The 21,973-nt window shown below is 62.5% G+C and carries 15 protein-coding genes and 1 pseudogene; 10 read left to right on the forward strand and 6 right to left on the reverse strand.

Going from position 1 to position 21,973, the window contains the following annotated elements:
• Positions 1–183 precede the first annotated feature (183 nt).
• Complete coding sequence (locus B3397_RS17325) at positions 184–957, forward strand: YkgJ family cysteine cluster protein (protein WP_296252444.1); 774 nt, start codon at positions 184–186, stop codon at positions 955–957.
• Positions 958–1,061: 104 nt separating this feature from the next.
• Here the strand turns inward: B3397_RS17325 and B3397_RS17330 are convergent, their stop codons facing one another.
• Positions 1,062–4,274 (reverse strand): hypothetical protein, encoded by a 3,213-nt coding sequence (locus B3397_RS17330; RefSeq protein WP_414704403.1) that lies wholly within the window; start codon positions 4,272–4,274, stop codon positions 1,062–1,064.
• A gap of 239 nt (positions 4,275–4,513) precedes the next feature.
• Between B3397_RS17330 and B3397_RS17335 the strand changes: the two genes are divergently transcribed.
• Positions 4,514–5,515 (forward strand): aldo/keto reductase, encoded by a 1,002-nt coding sequence (locus B3397_RS17335; protein ID WP_296252449.1) that lies wholly within the window; start codon positions 4,514–4,516, stop codon positions 5,513–5,515.
• A gap of 97 nt (positions 5,516–5,612) precedes the next feature.
• On the opposite strand, the gene B3397_RS17340 is transcribed toward B3397_RS17335, so the two are convergent.
• The 3 genes and pseudogenes from B3397_RS17340 to B3397_RS22585 form a co-directional block, all read right to left on the reverse strand.
• On the reverse strand, positions 5,613–6,791 hold the full coding sequence (locus tag B3397_RS17340; protein ID WP_296252450.1) for a DUF1624 domain-containing protein: 1,179 nt from the start codon (positions 6,789–6,791) through the stop codon (positions 5,613–5,615).
• 823 nt (positions 6,792–7,614) lie between these two features.
• Complete coding sequence (locus B3397_RS22580) at positions 7,615–8,379, reverse strand: methyl-accepting chemotaxis protein (RefSeq protein ID WP_414704404.1); 765 nt, start codon at positions 8,377–8,379, stop codon at positions 7,615–7,617.
• 90 nt (positions 8,380–8,469) lie between these two features.
• Positions 8,470–9,507 (reverse strand): annotated as a pseudogene (locus B3397_RS22585) (HAMP domain-containing protein); the annotation flags it as partial.
• Between the two features lie 202 nt (positions 9,508–9,709).
• Here B3397_RS22585 and potE point away from each other — a divergent pair.
• Genes potE through B3397_RS17360 form a run of 3 tightly spaced genes read left to right on the forward strand, consistent with a single transcriptional unit; the run spans position 9,710 to position 13,910 of the window.
• Entirely contained in the window at positions 9,710–11,104 is a 1,395-nt protein-coding gene (gene potE, locus B3397_RS17350; RefSeq protein WP_296252455.1) for a putrescine-ornithine antiporter, read from the forward strand.
• Entirely contained in the window at positions 11,101–13,377 is a 2,277-nt protein-coding gene (locus B3397_RS17355) for an Orn/Lys/Arg decarboxylase N-terminal domain-containing protein (protein ID WP_296252457.1), read from the forward strand. Before potE ends, B3397_RS17355 begins: the two co-directional genes overlap by 4 nt.
• A 23-nt stretch (positions 13,378–13,400) precedes the next feature.
• Positions 13,401–13,910, forward strand: a complete 510-nt coding sequence (locus B3397_RS17360) for a cytochrome b (protein ID WP_296252460.1) — start codon at positions 13,401–13,403, stop codon at positions 13,908–13,910.
• A 98-nt stretch (positions 13,911–14,008) separates the two neighbouring features.
• Here the strand turns inward: B3397_RS17360 and B3397_RS17365 are convergent, their stop codons facing one another.
• A complete protein-coding gene (locus B3397_RS17365; RefSeq protein ID WP_296252461.1) occupies positions 14,009–15,499 on the reverse strand; it encodes a YdgA family protein in 1,491 nt (496 codons plus the stop codon).
• A gap of 297 nt (positions 15,500–15,796) precedes the next feature.
• Between B3397_RS17365 and B3397_RS17370 the strand changes: the two genes are divergently transcribed.
• Positions 15,797–16,162, forward strand: a complete 366-nt coding sequence (locus tag B3397_RS17370) for a response regulator (protein WP_296252463.1) — start codon at positions 15,797–15,799, stop codon at positions 16,160–16,162.
• A gap of 29 nt (positions 16,163–16,191) precedes the next feature.
• Here B3397_RS17370 and B3397_RS17375 read toward each other — a convergent pair whose 3' ends face one another.
• Positions 16,192–16,875, reverse strand: a complete 684-nt coding sequence (locus B3397_RS17375; RefSeq protein ID WP_296252464.1) for a GNAT family N-acetyltransferase — start codon at positions 16,873–16,875, stop codon at positions 16,192–16,194.
• Between the two features lie 161 nt (positions 16,876–17,036).
• Between B3397_RS17375 and B3397_RS17380 the strand changes: the two genes are divergently transcribed.
• From B3397_RS17380 to B3397_RS17395, 4 genes are read left to right on the forward strand one after another with little or no spacing between them, the layout of a single operon-like run.
• A complete protein-coding gene (locus B3397_RS17380; RefSeq protein WP_296252466.1) occupies positions 17,037–18,050 on the forward strand; it encodes a FecCD family ABC transporter permease in 1,014 nt (337 codons plus the stop codon).
• 2 nt (positions 18,051–18,052) lie between these two features.
• Positions 18,053–18,820: an ABC transporter ATP-binding protein gene (locus B3397_RS17385; protein ID WP_296252468.1), complete on the forward strand. Its 768-nt coding sequence runs from the start codon at positions 18,053–18,055 to the stop codon at positions 18,818–18,820.
• Positions 18,821–18,828: 8 nt separating this feature from the next.
• Positions 18,829–20,940 (forward strand): TonB-dependent receptor, encoded by a 2,112-nt coding sequence (locus B3397_RS17390; protein ID WP_296252469.1) that lies wholly within the window; start codon positions 18,829–18,831, stop codon positions 20,938–20,940.
• Positions 20,937–21,941 (forward strand): ABC transporter substrate-binding protein, encoded by a 1,005-nt coding sequence (locus B3397_RS17395; RefSeq protein WP_296252471.1) that lies wholly within the window; start codon positions 20,937–20,939, stop codon positions 21,939–21,941. Before B3397_RS17390 ends, B3397_RS17395 begins: the two co-directional genes overlap by 4 nt.
• The last annotated feature ends 32 nt before the right edge of the window (positions 21,942–21,973 follow it).

Raw genomic sequence — 21,973 nt, forward strand, 5'->3', positions numbered from 1 at the left:
CCTGGGGGAGAGGGAGCTAAAAGCAGAACGCGGTGTTACGGCTGTCGGTGATCAGCTCCCTCTCCCTCAGGGAGAGGGCTGGGGTGAGGGGACCATTCACCGCCGATCTCTGGCACGAAACCTGCTCCGTCCACACCACCCGAGCGCCCTGCGCCAACTTTCCGACAGACACAAGGCTTCTGCATGGACACGCGTTTTTCCTGCACCGGCTGCGGCAAATGCTGCACGGATCACCATGTTCCTCTGACGCTTTCCGAGGCTCGGGATTGGGCGGAGGACGGTGGTCAACTGATCGTGCTGCTCGAAGCCTTTCTCGACGACGGCGAGGGTCTGCATAACCTCAAGCTCAGCCACGGCCAGCAGGAGCACGCGCGGCGGCGTTCGCTGCCGGTGATGTGCGGCACGGCAGCGGCCCATGTGTCGATCACCTTTGCCGCCTACAACGTGGGCAGGTGTCGCAATCTGGGGGAAGACAACCGCTGCGCGATCTACGCCAAGCGGCCACTGGTGTGCCGGATCTACCCGATGGAAATCAACCCACACATCCCGTTGCGGCCCGAGATGAAGGATTGCCCCACTGAGGCGTGGGAAACCGGTCCGGCCCTCATTCATGGTGGGCTGCTGGTCGACCCGCCACTGGCCGAGCTGATCGAGCACTCGCGTCAGGCCGACCGTGATGACATTGCCGACAAGGCACGCATCTGCAATGAGTTGGGGATACACACGGCGGCGCTCAAAGGTGACGGGTTTACCACCTACCTACCCGATGCGGCGGCGTTCCTGGCGGCGTTGCGGCGGGTCGATGCCTTGCCGGCCGATGCCAAGGGTTTGCAGGCCGCGTGGGACCTGCATATTCCCGACCCGCAGCTGGCGCAACGGTTGGCAGAAACAGGGGCGATGATTGCGGCGATCCTGGCCGATGATGCGATGTTCATTTCGTTGCGCAGGGCGGCTTGATTCCAGGGCAAATGTTTGGGCCTGGGTTGGGACCTTCGCGGCGTGGACGCCGTTCCTGCAAGCCGCAAGTAACGGAGTCCGGGTGCGGCCGCGAAGGCTGTCGGTCAGGCGTGGTCCTTGTGCAGGTCTTCGTCGAGGCGATTGCTTGAAGAGCCATTCTTCTGCGGGGTGTCCTCGAAGTACGTGTACTCCGGTTCCTGATAACGAAAGATACTGTCGTCGGTAGGTGCGTCGCGACCTTCGTAGTGGTGGAAGGAGTAATGCGCGTACTCAACCTTCTCGGCCCAGTCCCCCTGCAACAGACCATCGGCCGCCAGGTCGCGGTACCAGTCGTTTTCCTTCTCGCTGGCCTTCTGCTTCTTGTTGTGGTCAACGAAGAAGCCAATGATCCCGCCGACGACCGCCAGCACTACCCCCACCAGGAAAAAGGGACCGGTCAAAGCCGCGCCGGCACCTGCACCGAACAACGCCGCGCCCCCGAGCACCCCGGCCGAGGCGCCGAAAGCGCCTGCGGCGATCTGCAGCCCCCCTTGGGCCTTGGCCAGGGCATCGTTGGTTTCGATGCCGCTCTTGATGGTAAAGGCACCCAGCACGATATCGGCAACGCCGCCCGCCGCATCGGTGGCCGGGCCGAGCACCTTGATCACCGAACCGGTGATCTTCGCCGCCTTGCCGGGAGCCAGCTTGGCGCCGCCCGCGCCGGTCACGGCATCGTCCAGGTGCTGACTAATGCCGTCGTTGACCTGCTGCGCTGCCGCACGACCGTCGTCGGTGTCGCCGAACATGTTGGCGATGCCGTCGTATTGGCTGTTGGGCACGCTGTCCAGCGCAGTGCCGATCTGGGCCTTGACCGCGTCGGGCAGTTCACTGACCTTGAATTCGAAATTCGGCCCCTGGACGCCCTCCTTGCCCCAGATTTCCGGCAAGGTCTTGTCCAGCCCGAGCAGATCGACCAGACCGCCCTTGCCCACCAGGTCGCCCACCGCATCGCCCAGACGCACGAAGTGGCTCGAAGCACCGGCGAAACTGAGGAAGTCCTTGGCAATGGACAAGCGTTGCAGGTCGGTCTCGGCCAGTTTGCCGCCCTGCCCCACCAGTTGGTAGATGCCGGAAAACAGCGATACGCCGGCGCCCATGGAACCGAGAATGCCCTTGTTGTTGAGGGCATTGAATACCTCGCCCAGGGCGCCGCGGTCGGCCACGGGGATGTAAGGTTTGGACAGCGCCGTCTTCAGGTCGGCCTCGCTGATACTGCCGTTCTGCCGATAGACTTCGCCCAGCTCTTCCAGCGCTGCGCTCACGGCGCTGGACTTGCTCTTGTCGTTGAGGCCTTCTTCGATGAATTTCTCGATGGTTTCCTGAGTACGCCGTGGCAGATCCAACAGCTCGCCCTTGAGCACGCTCTTGAGCAGGCCGAACATGTCCTTGGTGGCCAGTTCCTTGTTCTCTTCGGAAATCTGGCTAGGGTCGGCAATCAGGTCATTGAGGTCTGAAGTCAGGCCGTCGGCCTGGATATCCTGGGCTGCCTTGGTAGCAGCATCAGGGTCGAACAGCGACAGCGCGGTGAGGGTGTCACTCAGGTCCTGCTGGGCTTCATGGGTCTTGCCCTGCTTGTTCAGGTCCTTGAGGTATTCGATGTATTCGGGATTGCCGACCAGATCCAGCAGCTGCTGCTTGATCTCGTCCTTGTTCGGCAGCTTGTCGATGGCCGCGTCCATCTTTTCCTTGTAGTCCTTCTGCACGGTGGGATCGGAAAACAATGTCGCCAGCTGCTCTTGCAGTTTGCCGCCATCGATGATGTCGTGCATGTCGGCCGAGGTCAGCTCGGTCTGCTTGTCGTCAAACACGCGCCAGGTGCCGCCGAAAATGCCCTGATCTTCTTCATAGCCGGTGATGCCCCGACCATTCTGGTAGGCGGCCTGGGCTTCGAGGGCGCGGACCAGCTTGGCGCGTGGGTCGTCCTTGCCGATGGAGCCGTCTTCGACCCCCTTGCGGTAAGAGTCGAGCAGATCCTTGGTGGCAAGTTCGCTGACCGAAAGCTCGGCGGAATTTTCATCTTTTTCGTCGGCCTTGACCCCGGTGCCCAGGTTGAGCACGTCCAGCTCGTCGCGGGTGGGCAAGTCGAAATTGCCGCGGGTTTCGTCGACGCTGCCGGCGCTCCAGGCGTCCCACTTGGCCACCACCTCGTCGTACAGCTGCGGGCTGAGTTCCTTGGAGACGATGACCTTGCCTTCCTCGGTTTCGTAACGGATCAGGCCATTGCCCAACTCGTCGGGTGAGCCGAAGGTAATGTCCTTGTTCTTGAGGAAATCGTTGGGGCCGGCCAAGGTGTAGCCCTCGGCCTCACTGGAGTGGATTTTCGCCCAGCTATCGTTGGCGGTGCTCACCTGTTTGAACAGTTCCGGCGTCAGGTCTTTTGACACAACCGTGCGCTCACCGCTGTGGGTTTCGTAGGTGAGTACGCTGCCTTGTTCGCCTTCCTGCCAACTGAACCCCTTGTAGTCATCGAGCCCCGGTGCCACGGTGTCGCGGCCCGCCAAGCTGGCGCCGCCGGACATGGCACCCTCCAGGGCCGAAGACTTGCCGGGGTCGCTCTTGAGTTCGTACAGGGTGGTGAGGTAATCGAACAACAGCGGGTTGTCATCACGGGCCACCACGACCTTCTGCTCGCCGTTCTCGTAGCGGATGGTGCCTGGCCCCGCTTCATTTTCCGGGCCAACGATGGTGCCTTCGAAGGTAGGCCAGACTTCATTGTCGGTGGCGCGGCGGTAGCCTTCCCCTTCGCTCTTGCTCAGTCCGGTGAGGGATTTGTAGGCGTCGCTGGCGCGTTCGAACAAGGCTGGATTGTCGCGCTCGGACACCACCACCTTTTCCCCATCCTGGGTCACGTAGCGGATCAAGCCCGGCCCCACTTCGTCCGGAGGGCCAACCAGGTGGAAATCGCCCAGTTTCGCCGGGCCGGCTTCATCGCCGGTGGCCACACGGTAGCCGCTGTCCTCGCTGCTCTTGAGGCCGGTACGGGTCTGCAGGTCGTCACACACCTGCTGATAGAGCTGCGGGCTGGTGGACTTGAGGACGATGACCTTGTCACCGGCGTTGGTGGTATAGCGCACCGTGTCGGCGGCGCTTTTGCCCGGCTCTTCGATGCTGGCGTAGTCATTGAGCTTGGGAGCCGACTCATCGGCCTTGGCGAACCGGTAGTCGTTCTTGCGACTCTTGACCAGTGCCAGATTGAACGGCGCGCTGACGCCGGAAAAATCCTCGCTGAGCGGACGCTCCTGAGTGCCCGATGATGGTTGAACGGCCATGTGCGTGATCCCCTGTTGTTTGCCGCCGGCGGCCCGTTGGGCGGCCCCAGGCGTTGAAAACAATTGGTAGGCGAAAGGGTTGCCCGGGGTTGTTTTAAACCATTGATTGGCCGGCCGGGGAATTTGTGCACGAGTGTGTGATGGACCGGTCAGAATCATTCTGGCGGCACTTTCGCGCACGCCAATCGGTATCGCGGGCGTGCAGCTATACTGCGCAGCCCTGGCAACGACAATTGGGAGAGGCACACATGCACTACCGCGCGTTGGGTAAATCGGGCTTGAAGGTTTCACCGCTGGCGTTGGGCACGATGATGTTCGGCGGCGCCACCGCCGAAGTCGATGCACGTCGCATCATTCACCAGGCCTGGGACCTGGGGGTCAATTTCATCGACACGGCAGATGTGTACAACGCCGGCCTCAGCGAGCAGATCACCGGCCGCGCCATTACTGCCAACCGCGCCGACTGGGTGTTGGCCAGCAAGGTCGGCAGCCCCCGGCCGAGCTCTCATGAAGCGCTGCAGGGCTTGAACCGCAAGTACATCTTCAACAGTCTGGAAGACAGCCTGACCCGCCTGGGCACCGACTATCTGGACCTCTACTACCTGCATCGCGAAGACCACAGCACGCCGCTGGAAGAGACCGTGTCGACCATCGGCGACCTGTTGCGCCAAGGCAAGATCCGCTACTGGGGCCTGTCGAATTTTCGCGGCTGGCGCATTGCCGAAGCGGTGAACATCGCGCGGCGCATGGGCATCGACGATCCGATCGCCAGCCAGCCGCTGTACAACATCGTCAACCGTCAGGTGGAGACCGAGCAACTGACGGCTGCGCGCTATTACGGCATCGGTGTGGTGCCGTACAGCCCATTGGCCCGCGGTGTTCTGACCGGCAAGTACGAACCCGGCGCCGCGCCGTTGGCAGACTCTCGGGCAGCGCGACAGGACAAGCGCATCCAGGAAACCGAGTGGCGGCCTGAGTCCCTGGCGCTGGCTCAGCAGGTGGCGGAATATGCGCGCGGTCGCGGCACGGACCCGGTGACCTTTGCCATTGCCTGGGTGCTGGCCAATCCGGTGGTCAGTGCAGCGATTGTCGGGCCACGGACCTTGGCGCAGTGGCAGGCCTACATCCCGGCGTTGCAGTTTCAGGTGACAGCCGACGACGAGGCATTCATCGATGGGCTGGTGACACCGGGCCACGCGTCGACCCATGGGTTCAACGATCCGGCGCATTTTGTCAGTGGACGCAGGTGAACGTTGAGGCTTTCTTCGCGGCTTTACGCCGCTCCTACAGGTGGGCCTTCGCGGACAGTGTAGGAGCGGTGTACAGCCGCGAAGGCGTCGCCAGTTCCTATAGATATTTCAACCAGGCAATATCCCGCCGCCGCGCCTTGAGTCGAGCGAACCAGGCGGCCGCCGGGTACAGGGCAATGCCCAGCGCTACCGTGGCCAGCCACACCTGATACATATGGTCGAAGCCGAAGTATCCGCCCTGGTTCTGGCCGAACATCGCCAGCGCCGCCAGATACAGCAGCTTGAGTACATACAGGTGCAGGATGTAGAAAAACATCGGCGCCCCGCCCAGCAGGGCCAGCCACTGCACCGCGCGGCGGCCTTGCTGTCGCTCGAGCAGCATCAGCAGCGCCAGACCCAAGGCCAGGGTCAGGCACAGGAAGAGTAGCGACGGTGGGTATTTGGTGATGTTCAGCAGGCTCATCAAGGTCTGCAGCCCATCGGCACCCGCCTGCCACGGTTTTTCGCCGTAGCCGTTGAGCCAGCGCATGGCGATGAACACCGTTGCCAGCACGCCGACCGAGGTGGCCAACCGCGTCAGCCGTTGCTGCGCACGCGCAGTCTTGCCAAACCAGGGCCCGGCCGCGTAACCCAGGGCGATCACGCCGATCCACGGCAGCACGGGGTACGAGGTGCGCAGACGCAAGGTCTCGTCCCAGACCAGCCAGCCGCGGTCGTGCAACACCGCCCACAGGCCGTGCAGTGCATGACCTTGAGGAAAATGCAGCGGGTCGAGCAGGTTATGCCCGGCCACGATCACGAGGCCCAGCGCCAGCAATGCGCTGCGTGGCAGCCACACCAGTGCCGACAACGCCAACATGCTGATCCCGATGGCCCAGATCACCTGCAGGTAGATCACGGTCGGGGGGAACTGGAAGGTCCAGGCGAAGTTGATCACGGTCAATTCCAGCAGCACCAGAAACAGCCCGCGCTTGAACAGGAAGGCGGCAACCGCGGCGCGACCGCTGTGTTTCTCGCCGTACAGATAAGCCGACAAACCTGTCAGGAAGATGAACACCGGGGCGCATACGTGAGCCAGGGTGCGGCTGAAAAACAGCGCTGGCTCTGTAGTCGCAACGTCCATGGGGTCGCCGACTTGGCGGTGCAGGAAAAAGGTTTCACGCACGTGGTCGAGCAGCATGAACAGGATCACCAGACCGCGCAGGGCGTCGATGGCGATCAGGCGGCGGGAGGGATTGGCAGTGAGCAGGGGCGCAGCGGCGGGCGGGGCACTCATGGTGAACGGGGGTTCCAGGCAGAGGATGGGATAAGGTCATGCTAGGGCATTACGTTATACTGTAACACTGACTTTGCGTGTAGCACAGCCTTGCATGGGACGCGGATGTGGGAGCGGGCTCTGCCCGCGATGGCGGTTGGATGGGTGGCGGTGGGTTGAGGTTTGTGTTGCCGGGGCGGGCCTCTTCGCGGGCAGAGCCCGCTCCCACAGTGGACCGTGTAGGGCCTGAGCTTTGCTTATCCCACAGTGGACCGTGTGGATCCTGAGCCTTTCCTGATCCCACACTGCTTCCTGTGGGAGCGGGCTCTGCCCGCGATGGCGGTTGGATGCGTAGCGCTGGGTTGATGTTTGTGTTGCCAGGGCGGGCCTCTTCGCGGGCAGAGCCCGCTCCCACAGTGGACCGTGTAGATCCTGAGATTTGCTGATCCACAGTGGACCGTGTGGATCCTCAGCCTTTCCTGATCCCACACTGCTTCCTGTGGGAGCGGGCTCTGCCCGCGATGGCGGTTGGATGGGCGGTGCTGGGTTGATGTTTGTGTTGCCAGGGCGGGCCTTTTCGCGGGCAGAGCCCGCTCCCACAGTGGACCGTGTAGATCCTGAGATTTGCTGATCCACAGTGGACCGTGTGGATCCTCAGCCTTTCCTGATCCCACACTGCTTCCTGTGGGAGCGGGCTCTGCCCGCGATGGCCGCCGGATGGGTGGCGGTGGGTTGATGTTTGTGGTGCCGGGGCGGGCCTCTTCGCGGGCAGAGCCCGCTCCTACAGTGGGCCGAGCTAACCCTCTCCCGCTCCCACCTGTGGGGGTGGGGCGGGTGTCGGGGGTTAGATGCGGAAGCTGCCGACCAGTTGTTTCAGGCGTTGGGCCTGCTGTTCGAGGTCGGCGCAGGCGCGTAGGGTGGCTTGCAGGTTTTCGACGCCTTCCTGGTTGAGCATGTTGATTTCGGTGATGTCGACGTTGATCGACTCCACCACTGCGGTTTGCTCCTCGGTCGCGGTGGCCACGGACTGGTTCATGCCGTCGATCTCGCCGATACGCTGGGTCACGCTTTGCAGGCGTTCGCCGGCCTGGTTGGCGATGGTCACACTGGACTGGCTCTGGCCCTGACTCTCATTCATCAAGCCCACGGCCTGGCGCGCGCCCACCTGCAACTGCTCGATCATGGTCTGCACCTGCTGCGCCGACTCCTGAGTGCGATGGGCCAGGTTGCGCACCTCGTCGGCCACTACCGCAAAACCGCGACCGGCTTCACCGGCGCGCGCCGCTTCGATGGCGGCGTTGAGTGCCAGCAGGTTGGTCTGCTGGGAAATGCTGGTGATGACATCGAGGATCTGACCGATATTGGCGGTGCTGGCGTTGAGGCTCTCGATGTTGCCGCAGGACCCGCTGATCTGCTCGCCCAACAGGTTCATCGCCTGGATGGTCTGCCCTACCACCGCCTGGCCATCGGCCGCCAGGCTGCGCGCCTCGCTGGAATGCTGCGAAGCCAGCGCAGCGTTCTGGGCAATTTCCTGGGCTGCTGCGCCCAGCTCATTGATAGCCGCCGCCACACTGCTGGTACGGTTGGCTTGCTGATCGGAGTTGAGCATCGAGGAGTTCGACGCGCTGACGACGCGCAGCGCCACTTCATTGACCTGGCCAGTGGCCGAGGCCACTTCGCGAATGGAGTCGTGGATACGCTGCACGAAGCGGTTGAACGACAACCCGAGTGTGCCGAATTCATCATGGTTGTGGATGGTCAGGCGGCGAGTCAGGTCACCCTCCCCTTCGGCGATGTCGTGCATGGCCCGGCCCATCACGTGCAACGGCTGCATGAGCAAGCGGATCAACATGCCCAGCAAGGCAATGATGATGACCACGGCAATCACCGTGGCGATGACCGCCGAACTGCGGAACTGGGTCAGCATCGAGTAGGCCTTGGCCTTGTCGATGCTCAGACCGATGTACCAGTCCACCGTGGGCAAGCCCTGGACCTTGGCGAACGTGAGAATACGGGTCTCGCCGTCCCGGGTGACTTCGGTGATGTCATCGTTGATGGGCGGCGTGTTCTGCGGATAGATATCGCGCAGTGATTTCATCACCAGTTTGCTGTCCGGGTGCACCAGGATCTTGCCGTCGGCGCTGACCATGAAGGCATAGCCGCTACCGTCGAAGTCCAGCGCATTGATGGTCTTGACCAGGGTTTCCAGGCTTAGATCACCGCCCGCCACGCCCACCGGCTGGCCATCGGTGCTGACCGAAGGTGTCGCCACAGTGATGATGGTCTTGCCATTGGCGGCGTCCACGTAAGGCTCGGTAAGGATGGTCTTGCGAGCATTGATGGCGTCGGTGTACCAGGGCCGGGTGCGGGCATCATAGCCCTCGGGCATGGTGTCCGGCGGCTCGAGAAAGTAGCCACCGGCCTTGTCGCCCAGGTAGGCGAAGTCGAAGTTGCCCAGCAGGGTCTTCTGTTTGAGCAGCGCGCCGATGGCATCGGGGGTGGGATTCAGCGCCACGCTTTCAGCCAGGGTTTCCACCAGCAGGATGCGTCCCGACAGCCAGTTCTGGATATTCCCGGCGGTACTGGTGCCCATCTCGTGCAGGTAGTTATCCAGGTCGTCACGAATGGCGTTGCGTTGCAGGTAATCGTTATAGAGGGTGAACAGGGCGAACGCTGCCATCACGATAAGAGAAGCCGCAAGCAGGATCTTGTGACTGAATTTCAAGGTTTTATTCATGGCCGATGAGGTCCGCGGAGGTCTTGACCGGGCTATCGGCGGAAAACTTTGCGAGTTGAGCGCAAAGTTATGCAACCGCCTGTTTTTGCATGATTTAGCCGATAGGCGGTTAATATACGAAAGTGGTCGGACAACTGGTAACTGCGTATTTATCTGCTATACCAAAAAGCCTCTTCTCACACTTCAAGAACGAGGCGATGGAATGTCTACAACCAAGAAGATGAGCGTGGGTCAGTTGACCATGTTGACGGCAGTGAACATGCTCGGCTCGGGCATTGTCCTGCTACCTTCCAAACTGGCTGAAGTGGGTGCCATTTCGATTCTTTCCTGGCTGGTCACGGCCACCGGCGCGCTGGCTCTGGCCTATGCCTTCGCGCGCTGCGGCATGCTCAGCCGCAAAACCGGGGGTATGGGCGGATACGCCGAATACACCTTCGGCAAATCGGGCAACTACATCACCAACTACACCTACGGCAGTTCACTGTTGATTGCCAACGTTGCCATTGGTATCACGGCGGTGGGCTACATCCAGGTGCTGTTCAACCTGAACCTGAGCGCACTGAACGTTGGCTTGGCGACCATTGCACTGCTCTGGATCACCACGTTTGCCAACTTCGGCGGTGCAGCCATTACCGGCAAGATTGGCAGCGTGACGGTGTGGGGTGTCATCCTGCCGGTGTTGCTGGTGTCCACGCTGGGTTGGTTCTGGTTCGACAGCAGCATCTATTCGGCCGGCTGGAATCCGCACCAGAAAACCTGGCTCGAGGCTGCTGGCGCCTCCATTGCCATCACGCTGTGGGCGTTCCTGGGCCTGGAGTCGGCCTGCGCCAACACCGACGCGGTGGAGAATCCTGAACGCAATGTGCCCATTGCGGTGCTCGGCGGCACCCTGGGCGCGGCAGTGATCTACATCGTGTCCACCAACGTGATTGCAGGCATCGTCGACAACCCGGAACTGGCCAGCTCCACCGCGCCTTTCGGGCTGGTGTTCGCCAAGATGTTCAACCCCATGGTGGGCAGCCTGGTGATGGGCTTGATGGTACTGGCGTGCATTGGCTCCCTGCTGGGCTGGCAGTTCACCATTGCCCAGGTGTTCAAGAGTTCGGCAGACACCGGCTACTTCCTGCCCATCTTCGCCAAGGTCAACAAGGCCGGTACGCCTATCGTGGGGATGTTGATCCTGCTGGCCGGCCAGACCGCACTGGGGCTGTTGACCATCAGTCCCGACCTGACCAAGCAGTTCGACACCTTGGTCAATCTGGCGGTAGTGACCAATATCATCCCGTACATCCTGTCCATGGCGGCGCTGCTGACCATCCAGAAAGTTTCCAACGTACCGCCGGGCAAGGCGCTGATCACCAACATCGTGGCCTGGGTGGCCGCGGCCTACAGCTACCTGGCGCTGTACAGTTCCGGTGCTCAGGCGCTGATGCTCGGCGGCGTGGCCACCATCGTCGGCTACACCCTGTTCGGCTTCGTCAACAACCGCCTGCTGCGCCTCGAAGCGGAACAGGCCCATCGAGTCCCGGTCCAAACCGTCAGCGCCCAAGGGCAACCTGACCGTACGGCCCCATCGGCCATGGAGGCAAACACATGAGCGAGTACAAACACACCCTGGGCATGCTGGCATTGCTGGTCAGCAACGCCCCGGATAAACGCAGCGTGTTCGGTCGCTCCCTGGACCAGTTGATTCATGACGTGGAGCAGCGCTCGGTGAGCGTACTGTTCAGTGAATCGATCAGCGACGCCAATCTGATACTGCGCACCGATCCGGCCATTCAATGCGTGCTGTTGAACTGGGACATGGACAACAGCGAGGGCCACCAGCAGTGCATCGAGCTGCTCAAGAGCCTGCGCGAGCGCAACACCCGGGTGCCGGTATTCCTGATCAGCGACCGCAGCACCGCCTCCAATGTGCCGCTGCTGGTGATGCAGCATGCCGATGACTTCATCTGGCTGCCCGAGGATACGAGCGCCTTTCTCAGCGGGCGCATTCTGGCGGCCATCGAACGCTATCGCCAGGCGGTGCTGCCGCCGATGTTCAGTGCACTGGTGAAATTCTCCCGCAGCTACGAGTACTCCTGGCATACGCCCGGCCACGCCGGTGGCACCGCCTTCTTGAAAAGCACGGCGGGACGGGCGTTCTACGAGTTTTTCGGGGAGAACCTGTTGCGCTCGGACCTGTCGATTTCGGTGGGTGACCTGGGCTCGCTGCTCGATCACAGCGGGCCGATCGGCCAGGGTGAGCGGTATGCCGCCAAGGTGTTCGGCGCTCACCGTACCTACTACGTGACCAATGGTTCATCGACGTCCAATCGGGTGATCCTGATGGCCAGCGTAGCGCGCAATCAGATTGCGCTGTGCGACCGCAATTGCCACAAGTCCGCCGAGCATGCCATGACCTTGTCCGGGGCTATCCCCACCTACCTGGTGCCGACGCGCAATCGCTTCGGCATCATCGGCCCGATTCTGCCCCAGACCTTGAGTGCCGAAGGCGTCCGCCAGGCCATTGCCGATAATCCGTTGGTGGGCGATGGCATCGACGCCGAGCCCAAGCACGCCATCATCACCAACTCGACCTACGATGGCTTGTGCTACAACGTCACGCGGGTAGAGGAGCTGCTGGGCGCCAGCGTCGACCGGCTGCATTTCGACGAGGCATGGTACGGCTACGCACGCTTCAATCCGATTTACCGCGATCGCTTCGCCATGCATGGCAACCCTGAGGATCACGACGAATCCAAGCCGACCGTGTTCGCCACGCAGTCCACCCACAAACTGCTGGCGGCATTGTCCCAGGCGTCGATGATCCATGTCCGCAACGGGCGCAAGGCCATTTCCCATGGCCGCTTCAACGAGTCGTTCATGATGCATGCCTCGACGTCGCCGAACTACGCCATCATGGCGTCTTGCGATGTCAGCTCGGCGATGATGGAGGCCCCCAGCGGGCAGATCCTCACCACCGAGTCGATAGAGGAAGCGATTTCCTTTCGCCAGGTGATCTCGCGCATGCACCATGACATGCTGGCTACCGATCAGTGGTTCTTCTCCTGCTGGCAGCCGCCGACGGTGCAAGGGCTGCCTTTTCACGAGGCCGACCCGGCGCAGCTCAAGGCCGATCCGTATTGCTGGGTGCTGCACCCCAACGAAGTGTGGCATGGCTTTGGCGATATCGAGGACGGCTACTGCATGCTCGACCCGATCAAGGTGTCGATCCTGAGCCCCGGCATGGGCGATGACGGTGAACTGCAGGCATTCGGCATACCTGCATGCGTGCTCAGTGCCTACTTGAGTCACCAGGGCATCGTGGTGGAGAAAACCACTGACTTTACCATCCTGTTTCTGTTCTCCATTGGCATCACCAAGGGCAAGTGGGGGACGCTGGTCAATGCCCTGCTGGATTTCAAGCGCGACTACGACAGCAATCTGGAGCTGGAGCTGTGCATTCCGGACCTGCTGCAGAGCCATCAAAAGCGCTATGCCGGCATGGGTCTGAAAGACCTGGCCGACGAGATCTTCGCTGCCATGAAGACCACCCGTACCACCTCAGCCATGGCCAAGGCCTTCGGCACGCTGCCCAAGGCGGTGTACAGCCCGGTGCAGGCTTATGAAAGACTGGTCAAGGATGAGGTGGAGCTGGTGACCCTGGATCAGGCAGCCGGTCGCGTGGCAGCCACCGGGATCGTGCCGTACCCGCCGGGCATTCCGCTGTTGATGCCCGGCGAGAACGCCGGGGCCGCGGATGGACCGCTGCTCAGCTATCTGAAGGCACTGGAGAATTTCGATCTGTCGTTCCCAGGGTTCACACATGACACTCATGGCATCGAGGCGGAGGAAGGGGTGTATCGAATGTTGTGCCTGAAGGCTTGAACAGGCGGGAGCGCTACAACGGGATGGCACAGGCGCTGCACTGGTTGACGGCTGCGGCGCTGTGCTTCCTGCTTCCCTTCGTATGGGTGGCCGAAAACTTTCCATCGGGGCCCGTCAGGGTGTTCTGGTACATGGCCCATGAGTCGATGGGCATCTGCGTGTTCCTGTTGGTGCTGCTGCGCCTGACCTGGCGCTGGCGGCATGCTGCCCCACCCTACCCGGCCGGAATCGGAAGACTGGCTGCCGTGCTGGCTGGGCTGGTGCATGCGCTGCTGTATGGGGTGCTGCTGGTGATGCCGGTCACGGGATACCTGATGGCCGGCAATGGGCAGGATGTGCCGTTCTTCCGGCTGGTATCGCTGCCGGGCTTTGCGCAGAGCGAAGCACTGGGCAAGGTCGCCAACACGGTGCACGTGTGGTGTCAGTTCGTGGTGTACGGGTTGGTGATCGTGCACGTGGCGGCCACGGTGTGGCATGTGGCGGTGAAACGCGATGGCCTGTTGGAGCGCATGTTGCCCCAGCAACGGGAATAATGGCGAGGCTGCGGGGCGGCTGGACGCCGCTCCTACGGCAGGCGGGTTTCCTGTAGGAGCGGCGTCCAGCCGCGAAAGGGCCGCGGGCACAATGCGGGTTATTGGCGCAACGCACCCACCTGGCCCATCACCATGCCGAAAAACTGCTGTGCGCTCATCTTGCGGCCATTGAAGTCCACCGTGCCGTCCTTGTAACTCAGGCTGCTGACCACCTGTTCGCCCTCATCCCTGGCCAATCCCAGCATCTGTCCGAGCCCGGCCACGGTGGCACTCAGGTCCTCACCGGCCTGGGCGACCCTTGCCGGATCGGTAAGGCCCTGCGCGCTGGCTTGCAGACTGCCCAGATCAGCCAGCATCGGCTTGGACAGGCTGAGCTTGGCATCCAACTGTCCCAATATCTTCTGCGCATAGCCCGGCGCGCCAGGTTGCAAGGGCGCGGGATTGGCCAGATCAGCGGCCACGTTGAAGCGGCTCTCGCCGTTGGCCGTCTTGAGGGTCAGGCGCTCGAGTTCGACATGCGGGTGGGCATCCAGCAGCGTGGCCAGGCCACTGCTCAGCTGTTGCTGCTCGGCAGGGGACAGATTGACCGCCGGCACCTGCCCTTCAGGCACTTCAACGGCAAGCTGTGGCGCGATCACGTCCTGATAGAGCTTGAGCAGCCCTTTGCTGGCGCCGATATCGAAATTGGCGAACTTCCAGGCCATCTGTGCCGCGCCCACGGGGCGATCCGCGTAGGTGATCATGCCGATGTCATAGCTGAGCTGAGCAGCGAAGTTGCCAGCAACTTCCTGCATCAGCCCACTGCTGCTTGCATCTCGCAAGTGCAGCACATCCAGGTTCGGCAGGCCGAGTATGGCTTCGGCAACCTTGGCGTCGTTGTGTCCCAGATAGAACCCGGAAGCCCCCTTGGTGCCGCCCATGTCGAAGGACAGCCCCTGGAACTGGAAGCGCGCACTGCCCTGCTCGCCCTTGATGTCCGCCACCAGGCTCTGGCTGGCGCCAGTCAAGCTGTACTTCTGGGCATCGCCGCTGAGCGTGGCACGGGCCGTGAGCCCAGAGAAGCTGACGCTGCCCGTGTCATCCTGAAACTGCAGTGGCGACAGGGTCAGCGCGGTGTCGCTGGACCGGTCGTAGCCGATGGTGGCCGTGCCGGTCAGGGGCGTCTGGCCATTGCTCATGGCGAACCAGGCGGCGGTATCGGGGCTGTTCTGCAGGCTGAAATGACTGGCGGCCATGACCGGCATCAGGTCAAGACGCTTGAGCCGCGACATCGGCAACGGCCCGTGCTCGATGCGGTCCTGGAGCAGCAACGCTCGAGTACCTTTTTCACCGCCCAACTCTGCACCTTGCAGCGTGACTCGGTACTGGGCGACGCTGCTGAAGAAGTGCCGCTGCAGGCTGACCAGTTCCACCTTGGCCACCGGCTGACCATCAGCGCCGGTCAGGGACGTTGCCATTTCCTGGTTCGCCTGACGCACGGCATCTGCCAATACGGGCTCCAGCTGAGTGCCGGTGTACCAGGCGCCGGTGGCCGCTACGGCGGCCACGACGACAACGATTCCCGCGGCAATGCCTACTGCTTTTTTCATAGAGCGACTCGACAGATTCCATTCGAAAAGGGGGGCGCGAAACGGTGACCACGCCAGAGCGAACGGAGGTTAGCACTCACCTGAAGCAGGGGCCAGCGCACGGGTGGGGCGGTATGGACGATTCTGCAACAGGGGGTAACGGGCGCCGGCCCGAAAGTATTTTTGTGCGGCATATCCGTTACTTGCGCGCAATACTTTACTTCCTTTCGTCAGACAATTTTCCTGGTCGTCGAACCCTTGGCGTTGCCGTCAGTCGACTCCATAGACAGTTCACCGCATCACTGAAGGGACGCCTCCATGCCTAACGCCTCTATCCTGGTACTCGAAGACGAGGAACTGATACGTCTGCTGCTTACCACAGTGCTGGAAGATGCCGGCTATGACGTCAAGGCCTTTGCCACTGCGGACCAGGGATTCGAATACCTGGAAAAGCATTCCAGTGAGGTCAACATGGTGGTCAGCGATATCCGGATGCCGGGCCATCTGGATGGCTATGACCTGAGTCGCGAAGCCAGTGTACGCTGGCCTGACCTGCCCATTCTGCTGACCTCGGGCTTTTCCGGGCGCGACCTGGAACTGGGTCCGAACGTGCAGTTCCTGCCCAAGCCCTGGAGCAACGAAAGGCTGCTTCGCCAGATCGACACTTCGTTGCATCTGCACTGAGCGCGGATCGCGCTCAGGCGCTCACGCGACTAGCGACCTAACCGGTCACGCACGAAGGTCGCTGCCTGACGGGTCATCTGATCCAACTGGCGATCCCGCTTCTTCTCAGCCTCAACCATGGCTTTGCGCCCATGCTGATTCAGCAGGTAGGCATGGATCTGTCGAACCTCCAGTGAGCTATAGATAGGCGCCACGTCCAGTACAGCCACGAGACTGTCGATCGGCTCGGCGTGTGTGCATAGCTTCACTTGTGGCCCTTTGGCGCCTACCACCTGAAATCCCAGTGCCTCGAACCATGGCACTTTGGCGACCACGCAGTTCAGTTCCGTGTGCGGGTAACGCGCCACCACCTCAGCCAGCAGCATGCGGGCGATACCCTGACGACGATGACTGGCCTGCACTGCCAGGTAAGCCACGGCGCAGGCTTGGGGGTCCTCTGCAGCGGGTAGATAGAGCGCAAAGCCCAGTACCCGTTCCGGGTCTTGGGGATCGCAGGCCAGCAATAATTCCACGCTCACGCCCTTGCCGCCGGCCATCGCCTCCAGATACAGGTGCACTTCATAACCGATGCCGTACTGATAGAGGTTGTACAGCGGATTGCTCGGGGCAATGGCCATGCTGCTGATGTCGGTCAGGTAATCGACCACCATTTGCAGGATCTGGCTTTTCAGCGCTTCAGGAGGCGGACGTTTGAAGTGGCTGATCAGGGACATCGGGCACGGGACTCTTGCGGGATACGGGCGATTTGGCGGCCATTCTACCTGATCACCCGGCGCCCGCTCGAAGATGACGATTTCCCACAGGCAAGTGCTCTGGATAGCAGCTCCCGCCCTACCGCTATATACTTTGTTACATACCGAAACCTGAGCAGTCGATGTCTTTCCCTTCCCGTACCCTGTGGCCATGGTTGGCCGCCTGCTCATTGCTGACGGCGATGCTAGTGGCGCTGCTGTTTGGCCGATACTCCCTGTCGTTGTCCGAGTTGCTGGATTTCAGCCTGGCCATGTTTGGCCTCGCCGACATGCCTGCACAACGTTACGCCGTGCTGCACAGCGTGCTGGTGGAAGGGCGACTGCCCAGAATCCTGGCGGGCATGCTGGTGGGTGCCGGGTTGTCGGTATCTGGGGCTGCCTACCAAGGGGTGTTTCGCAACCCTTTGGTGTCCCCCGGTCTGCTGGGGGTGCTCAGCGGCTGCGCATTCGGTGCGGCGCTGGGCATCGTCTGCCATCTCGGCGCGCTGCCCATCGCCCTGCTCGCTTGCGTGACCGGGCTGGTAGCAGTCGCCGTCGGCGTAGGCATTGCCAATCTGTTCCAGAGCCCCTCGATCATGCTGCTGGTACTGGGCGGCATCGTCGCCAACGCGCTGTTCACCTCGCTGCTGTCGATCACCCAATACCTGGCCGACCCGCTGGATCAACTGCCCACCATCGTCTACTGGATGCTCGGCAGCTTGAGTGCCGTGGGCCCCAAGGCGCTGGCGGTGATCGGACCACTGCTGGCGGTCTGCATCGCGGTGCTGTGCCTGGCTGGACGGGCCATTGACGCGCTGTCGCTGAGCGATGACGAGGCCCATAGCCTGGGGGTGCCGGTACAAACGATCCGCTATGGCGTCATCGTGCTCGCCACCTTGATCTGCGCCTTGACCGTCAGTCTGGCCGGCATGGTCGGCTGGATCGGGCTGCTGGTGCCGCATCTGGCACGCCTGCTGACCGGCCCCGCCAATGCCCGTCTGCTGCCCGTCAGCGCCTGCTTGGGTGGGGTATTTCTGCTGACCGCCGACGCGGTGGCGCGCAGCGTGTCGGCCGGGGAAATCCCGTTGGGCATCATCACCGAGCTGTTCGGCGCGGTGGCTTTCGTGCTGGTGCTGCACCGCGTGCGCAGGGGATAGTTATGACCCTGCTGCAAGCCCGCCGACTGAACTACCGGATCGGCCTGCGCACGGTGCTGAATGACATTTCGCTGCACATCCACCCCGGGGACAATATCGCGCTGCTCGGCGCCAACGGTGCCGGTAAAAGCACCTTGCTGAAATTGCTGCTGGGGTTGCTCAAACCGACGTCGGGGTGCGTCGCCATCGACGACCTGCCACTGGCGCAGTTGAGCCGCAGACACATCGCCCGGCATCTGGCCTATGTGCCGCAGAGCCATGTACCGAGCTTTCCCTATACCGTCGAACAGATCGTCAGCCAGGGCCGCTTGCCCACTACCGGGCTGCTACGCGCCGCCGACAGCGTGGACAAGGCCTCGGTGCAACAGGCGCTGCAGGATCTGGACATCACGCACTTGCAGGTACGCCTCTACACCGAACTGTCCGGGGGCGAGCGCCAGCGCGTGCTGATTGCCCGCGCGCTGGTGCAGCAGGCGCGAGTGATCATCCTCGACGAGCCGCTGACAGGGCTCGACTACGGCCAGCAGGCCCGCCTGGCTACCCTGCTGCAACGCTTGGCCGACCAAGGGCTTGCGGTGCTTTGCAGCAGCCATCACCCGGAGCAGGCGTTGGCCTGCGCCAACCGGGTGCTGGTCCTGGACGGTGGCCAACTGATCGCCGACGGTGCGCCCCATGCGGTGATCGACAGCGCCCTGATGCAGCGCCTGTATCAGGTTCGGGTACGGCAGATCGATGCTCACGGCCAACGTTTCTTCATTCCCTTCACGTAGATATTGTCATGTCGCGCTTTCGCTCCTCGTGTCTCACCTTCACCCCGCTATTGCTCGGTAGCGCTGTTCACCTGGCTCACGCCGATGAGCTGCAACTGGCGCCGATCAGCGTCAATGCCCAGGACGCCGCGATGCAACAGGCGCGCGAGAAGTCCGCCGGCCTGGGCCCCATGGGCCAGCGGCGTCTGCAGGACACCCCCTATTCATTGAGCGTGGTGCCCAAGGAGCTGATCGACAGCCAGCAGTTGAAGAGCTTCAAGGACATCATCCGTTACCTGCCCTCGGTGCAGGGCGATGGAGCCCGTCCACAGAGTCGCGGCCTGCAGGGCAGCGTGGTGCAGAACAGCCGGCTGGACGGGCTGAACGTGGTCTCCACCACCGACTACCCGGCCGAACAGCTGGGCAGCGTCAGCGTGCTCAATGGCCTGGCGGGGTCCCTGTACGGCCCGGCCAACCCGGCCGGTACCTTTGACATGATTTCCAAGCGCCCGACCGACTTCACCCGCAACCGTGTGACCCTGGGGCTCGGCACAGGCCTGAGCTGGCTCAAGGCGGCCGACCTCAGCGGCCCCTGGGATGACCAGGGCCGGATCAGATACCGCCTCAACCTGGTCGACGAGCAAGGCCACAGCTACGCCCCGGGCAGCACCCTGCGGCGCCAGTTGGTGAGCCTGGCCACAGACTTCCAGCTCAGCGAAGACAGCGTCATCGAAACCAACCTCAGCCATTACAACTATCTGGCCAAAGGGCTGCCCGGCAAATTCGCGGTGGCGTCCGGCGTCGCCCTGCCCCACGCCCCGGATGCCACCCGCAGCAATCTGGGCCAGAACTATGCCGGCAACAACAACACCACGGACACCGCCAGCCTGCATTTCAAGCACGACCTGGACGGCAACTGGAAACTGGACGTCGGCGGCCTGCGGCAGATTGCCGACCGCGAATCCACGGCCGTGACCAATACGCTGCTGGATAACGCCGGCAACTATCGCAGCGCCGTGTCCAGTGCCACTGCCAGCCGCTTCACCATCAACAGCTACCTGGCCAACCTCAACGGCAGCGTGTTCACCGGTCCCGTGCGCCACGACCTGACCGTGGGCCTGAGCGGGTTCGACTGGGACAACTACAACCCGGTTGCCGGGCGCAGCCAGACATTGGGTACTGCGTCGCTGAGCCATCCGGCCAGCTTCAGCGAGCCTGATTACCCGGACTTCACCGATCGCTACCACTCGGCCAATGCCACTCAGCGCTCGTTCATTTTCGGCGACACCCTGACCTTCACGCCGCAGTGGAGCCTGATGCTCAGTGCCAGTCAGAGCCGCCTGACCGTGGATAACTACAGCCTTACGGGCGTTCATTCCGACGCTCAGGATTCAGGCATCAGCAGCGCCGGTAGCCTGATGTACAAACCCATCGACGATCTGACCCTGTACCTCACCTATGCCGACAGCCTGCAGCAAGGCGACAGCGCCGCCACCGGCAGCAGCAATGCGGGCACCGTGCTGAGCCCCTATCGCAGTCGCATGTGGGAGCTGGGCAGCAAGTGGGTGGTCAGGGGTGTGAACCTCTCCGTGGCGGCCTTCCAGATCAAGCGACCTTTCGCCTATACCCAGGCGGACAACGTCTACGCCATCGCCGGCGAGCAACGCAATCGCGGCGTCGAGTTCATGGCCGACGGCAACGTGACCGAGAATCTGCGGGTGTTCGGCGGCATCACCTGGCTGGACCCCAAGTTGCTGGACACCGGCAACGAGGCGACCGAAAACACCCGTATCGTCGGCCTGGCACGCACCACCGTCAGCCTGCTCACCGAGTACCGTATCGACCAGGTGCCAGGCCTGGCAGTCAATTTCAATGCGCGCTACATGAGTGCCCGGCCCGTCGATGACAGCAACGATCACTGGGTGAGCAGCTATCGCACCTTCGATGTCGGCGCCAGCTACAGCACTCGCCTGCTGCAGCGCGACACGATCTATCGACTGCAGATGACCAACCTCAGCAACGAGCGTTACTGGACCAATATCGTACCCGGTGGTTTGAACGGCTATACCGGGGCGGGTCAGGCCAGCGCCAGCATCGGTGCGCCGCGCATGCTGCAGGCTTCGGTGCAGGTGGATCTGTGACGGGTCGGTCCTGGTGTGCAGTGCTGCTGTTGGCGCTGAGTGCCACCTGCGGGGCCGCTGACTCGGTGGTCGATGACAGTGGTCGGGAAGTGGCGGTGCCGACGACCGCCCTGCGCATCGCCGACGGCTGGTACGCCCACCATGCCTTGCTGATGACACTGGGCGCCGGTGAGCGGATCGTCGCCACGGTCAATCACGCCGCCAGCCAGCCGTGGATGTTCAAGGTACAGCCCAGCCTGAACCAGGCTACCGCGGTGCACGGTACCGCGTTCAATGTCGAGACACTGCTGGGTAAGCAGGTCGATCTGGTGTTTACCTCGCTAGGTGACCGCCAGGCGCGGGCCTACGAGCAGGTGGGTCTGCCGGTGATGCGCATGGGCTATACCGACCTGCCCGGGCTGCAGCGCTCGATGCTGAGCACCGCCCGTGCACTGGGTGGCCCTGAGCCGCTGGCGCGGGCCAAGGCCTACAACGCTTATCTGGACGAGCAATTGACGCAGGTCGGCAAAGGGCTGGCCGACTTGCCTGAGACCCAGCGGCCGCGGGTGCTGCATATCGCTTCGCTGGTGCCATTGAAGGTGGACGGCAGCGATACCCTGATCGATGACTGGATCGGTATTGCCGGCGGACGCAACGCGGCGGCCGGGGTGAAGGGCAATTTGCAAGCGGTGTCCGCCGAACAGGTGCTGGCCTGGCAACCGGATGTGGTGATTCTGGCGGCAGGAAGCGGTGAGCTGTCGCAGGCTGGGGCCGTGTTGAGCCAGTTGGAGGCGGTGCGCCAAGGCCGGGTGCTGCGCAATCCGGCGGGGGTGTTTCCCTGGGACCGTTATGGGACGGAGGTTGCCCTGCAGGTGCAGTGGGCGGCTCAGGTGCTGCATCCGGATCGGTTCGAGGGGGTGGATATGGTTGCCCAGACTCGGAGCTTCTATGGGCGGTTTTTCGATTATGCGTTGAGTGAAGGGGATGCTCGGCGGATCCTGGCTGGGTTGGGGCCTTTGTAGAAGAGGATTGGGTTAGGGGTATGGTGGTGGAT

Origin of the sequence: Pseudomonas sp. UBA4194 (assembly GCF_002379585.1) — a bacterium.
Lineage (GTDB): Bacteria > Pseudomonadota > Gammaproteobacteria > Pseudomonadales > Pseudomonadaceae > Aquipseudomonas.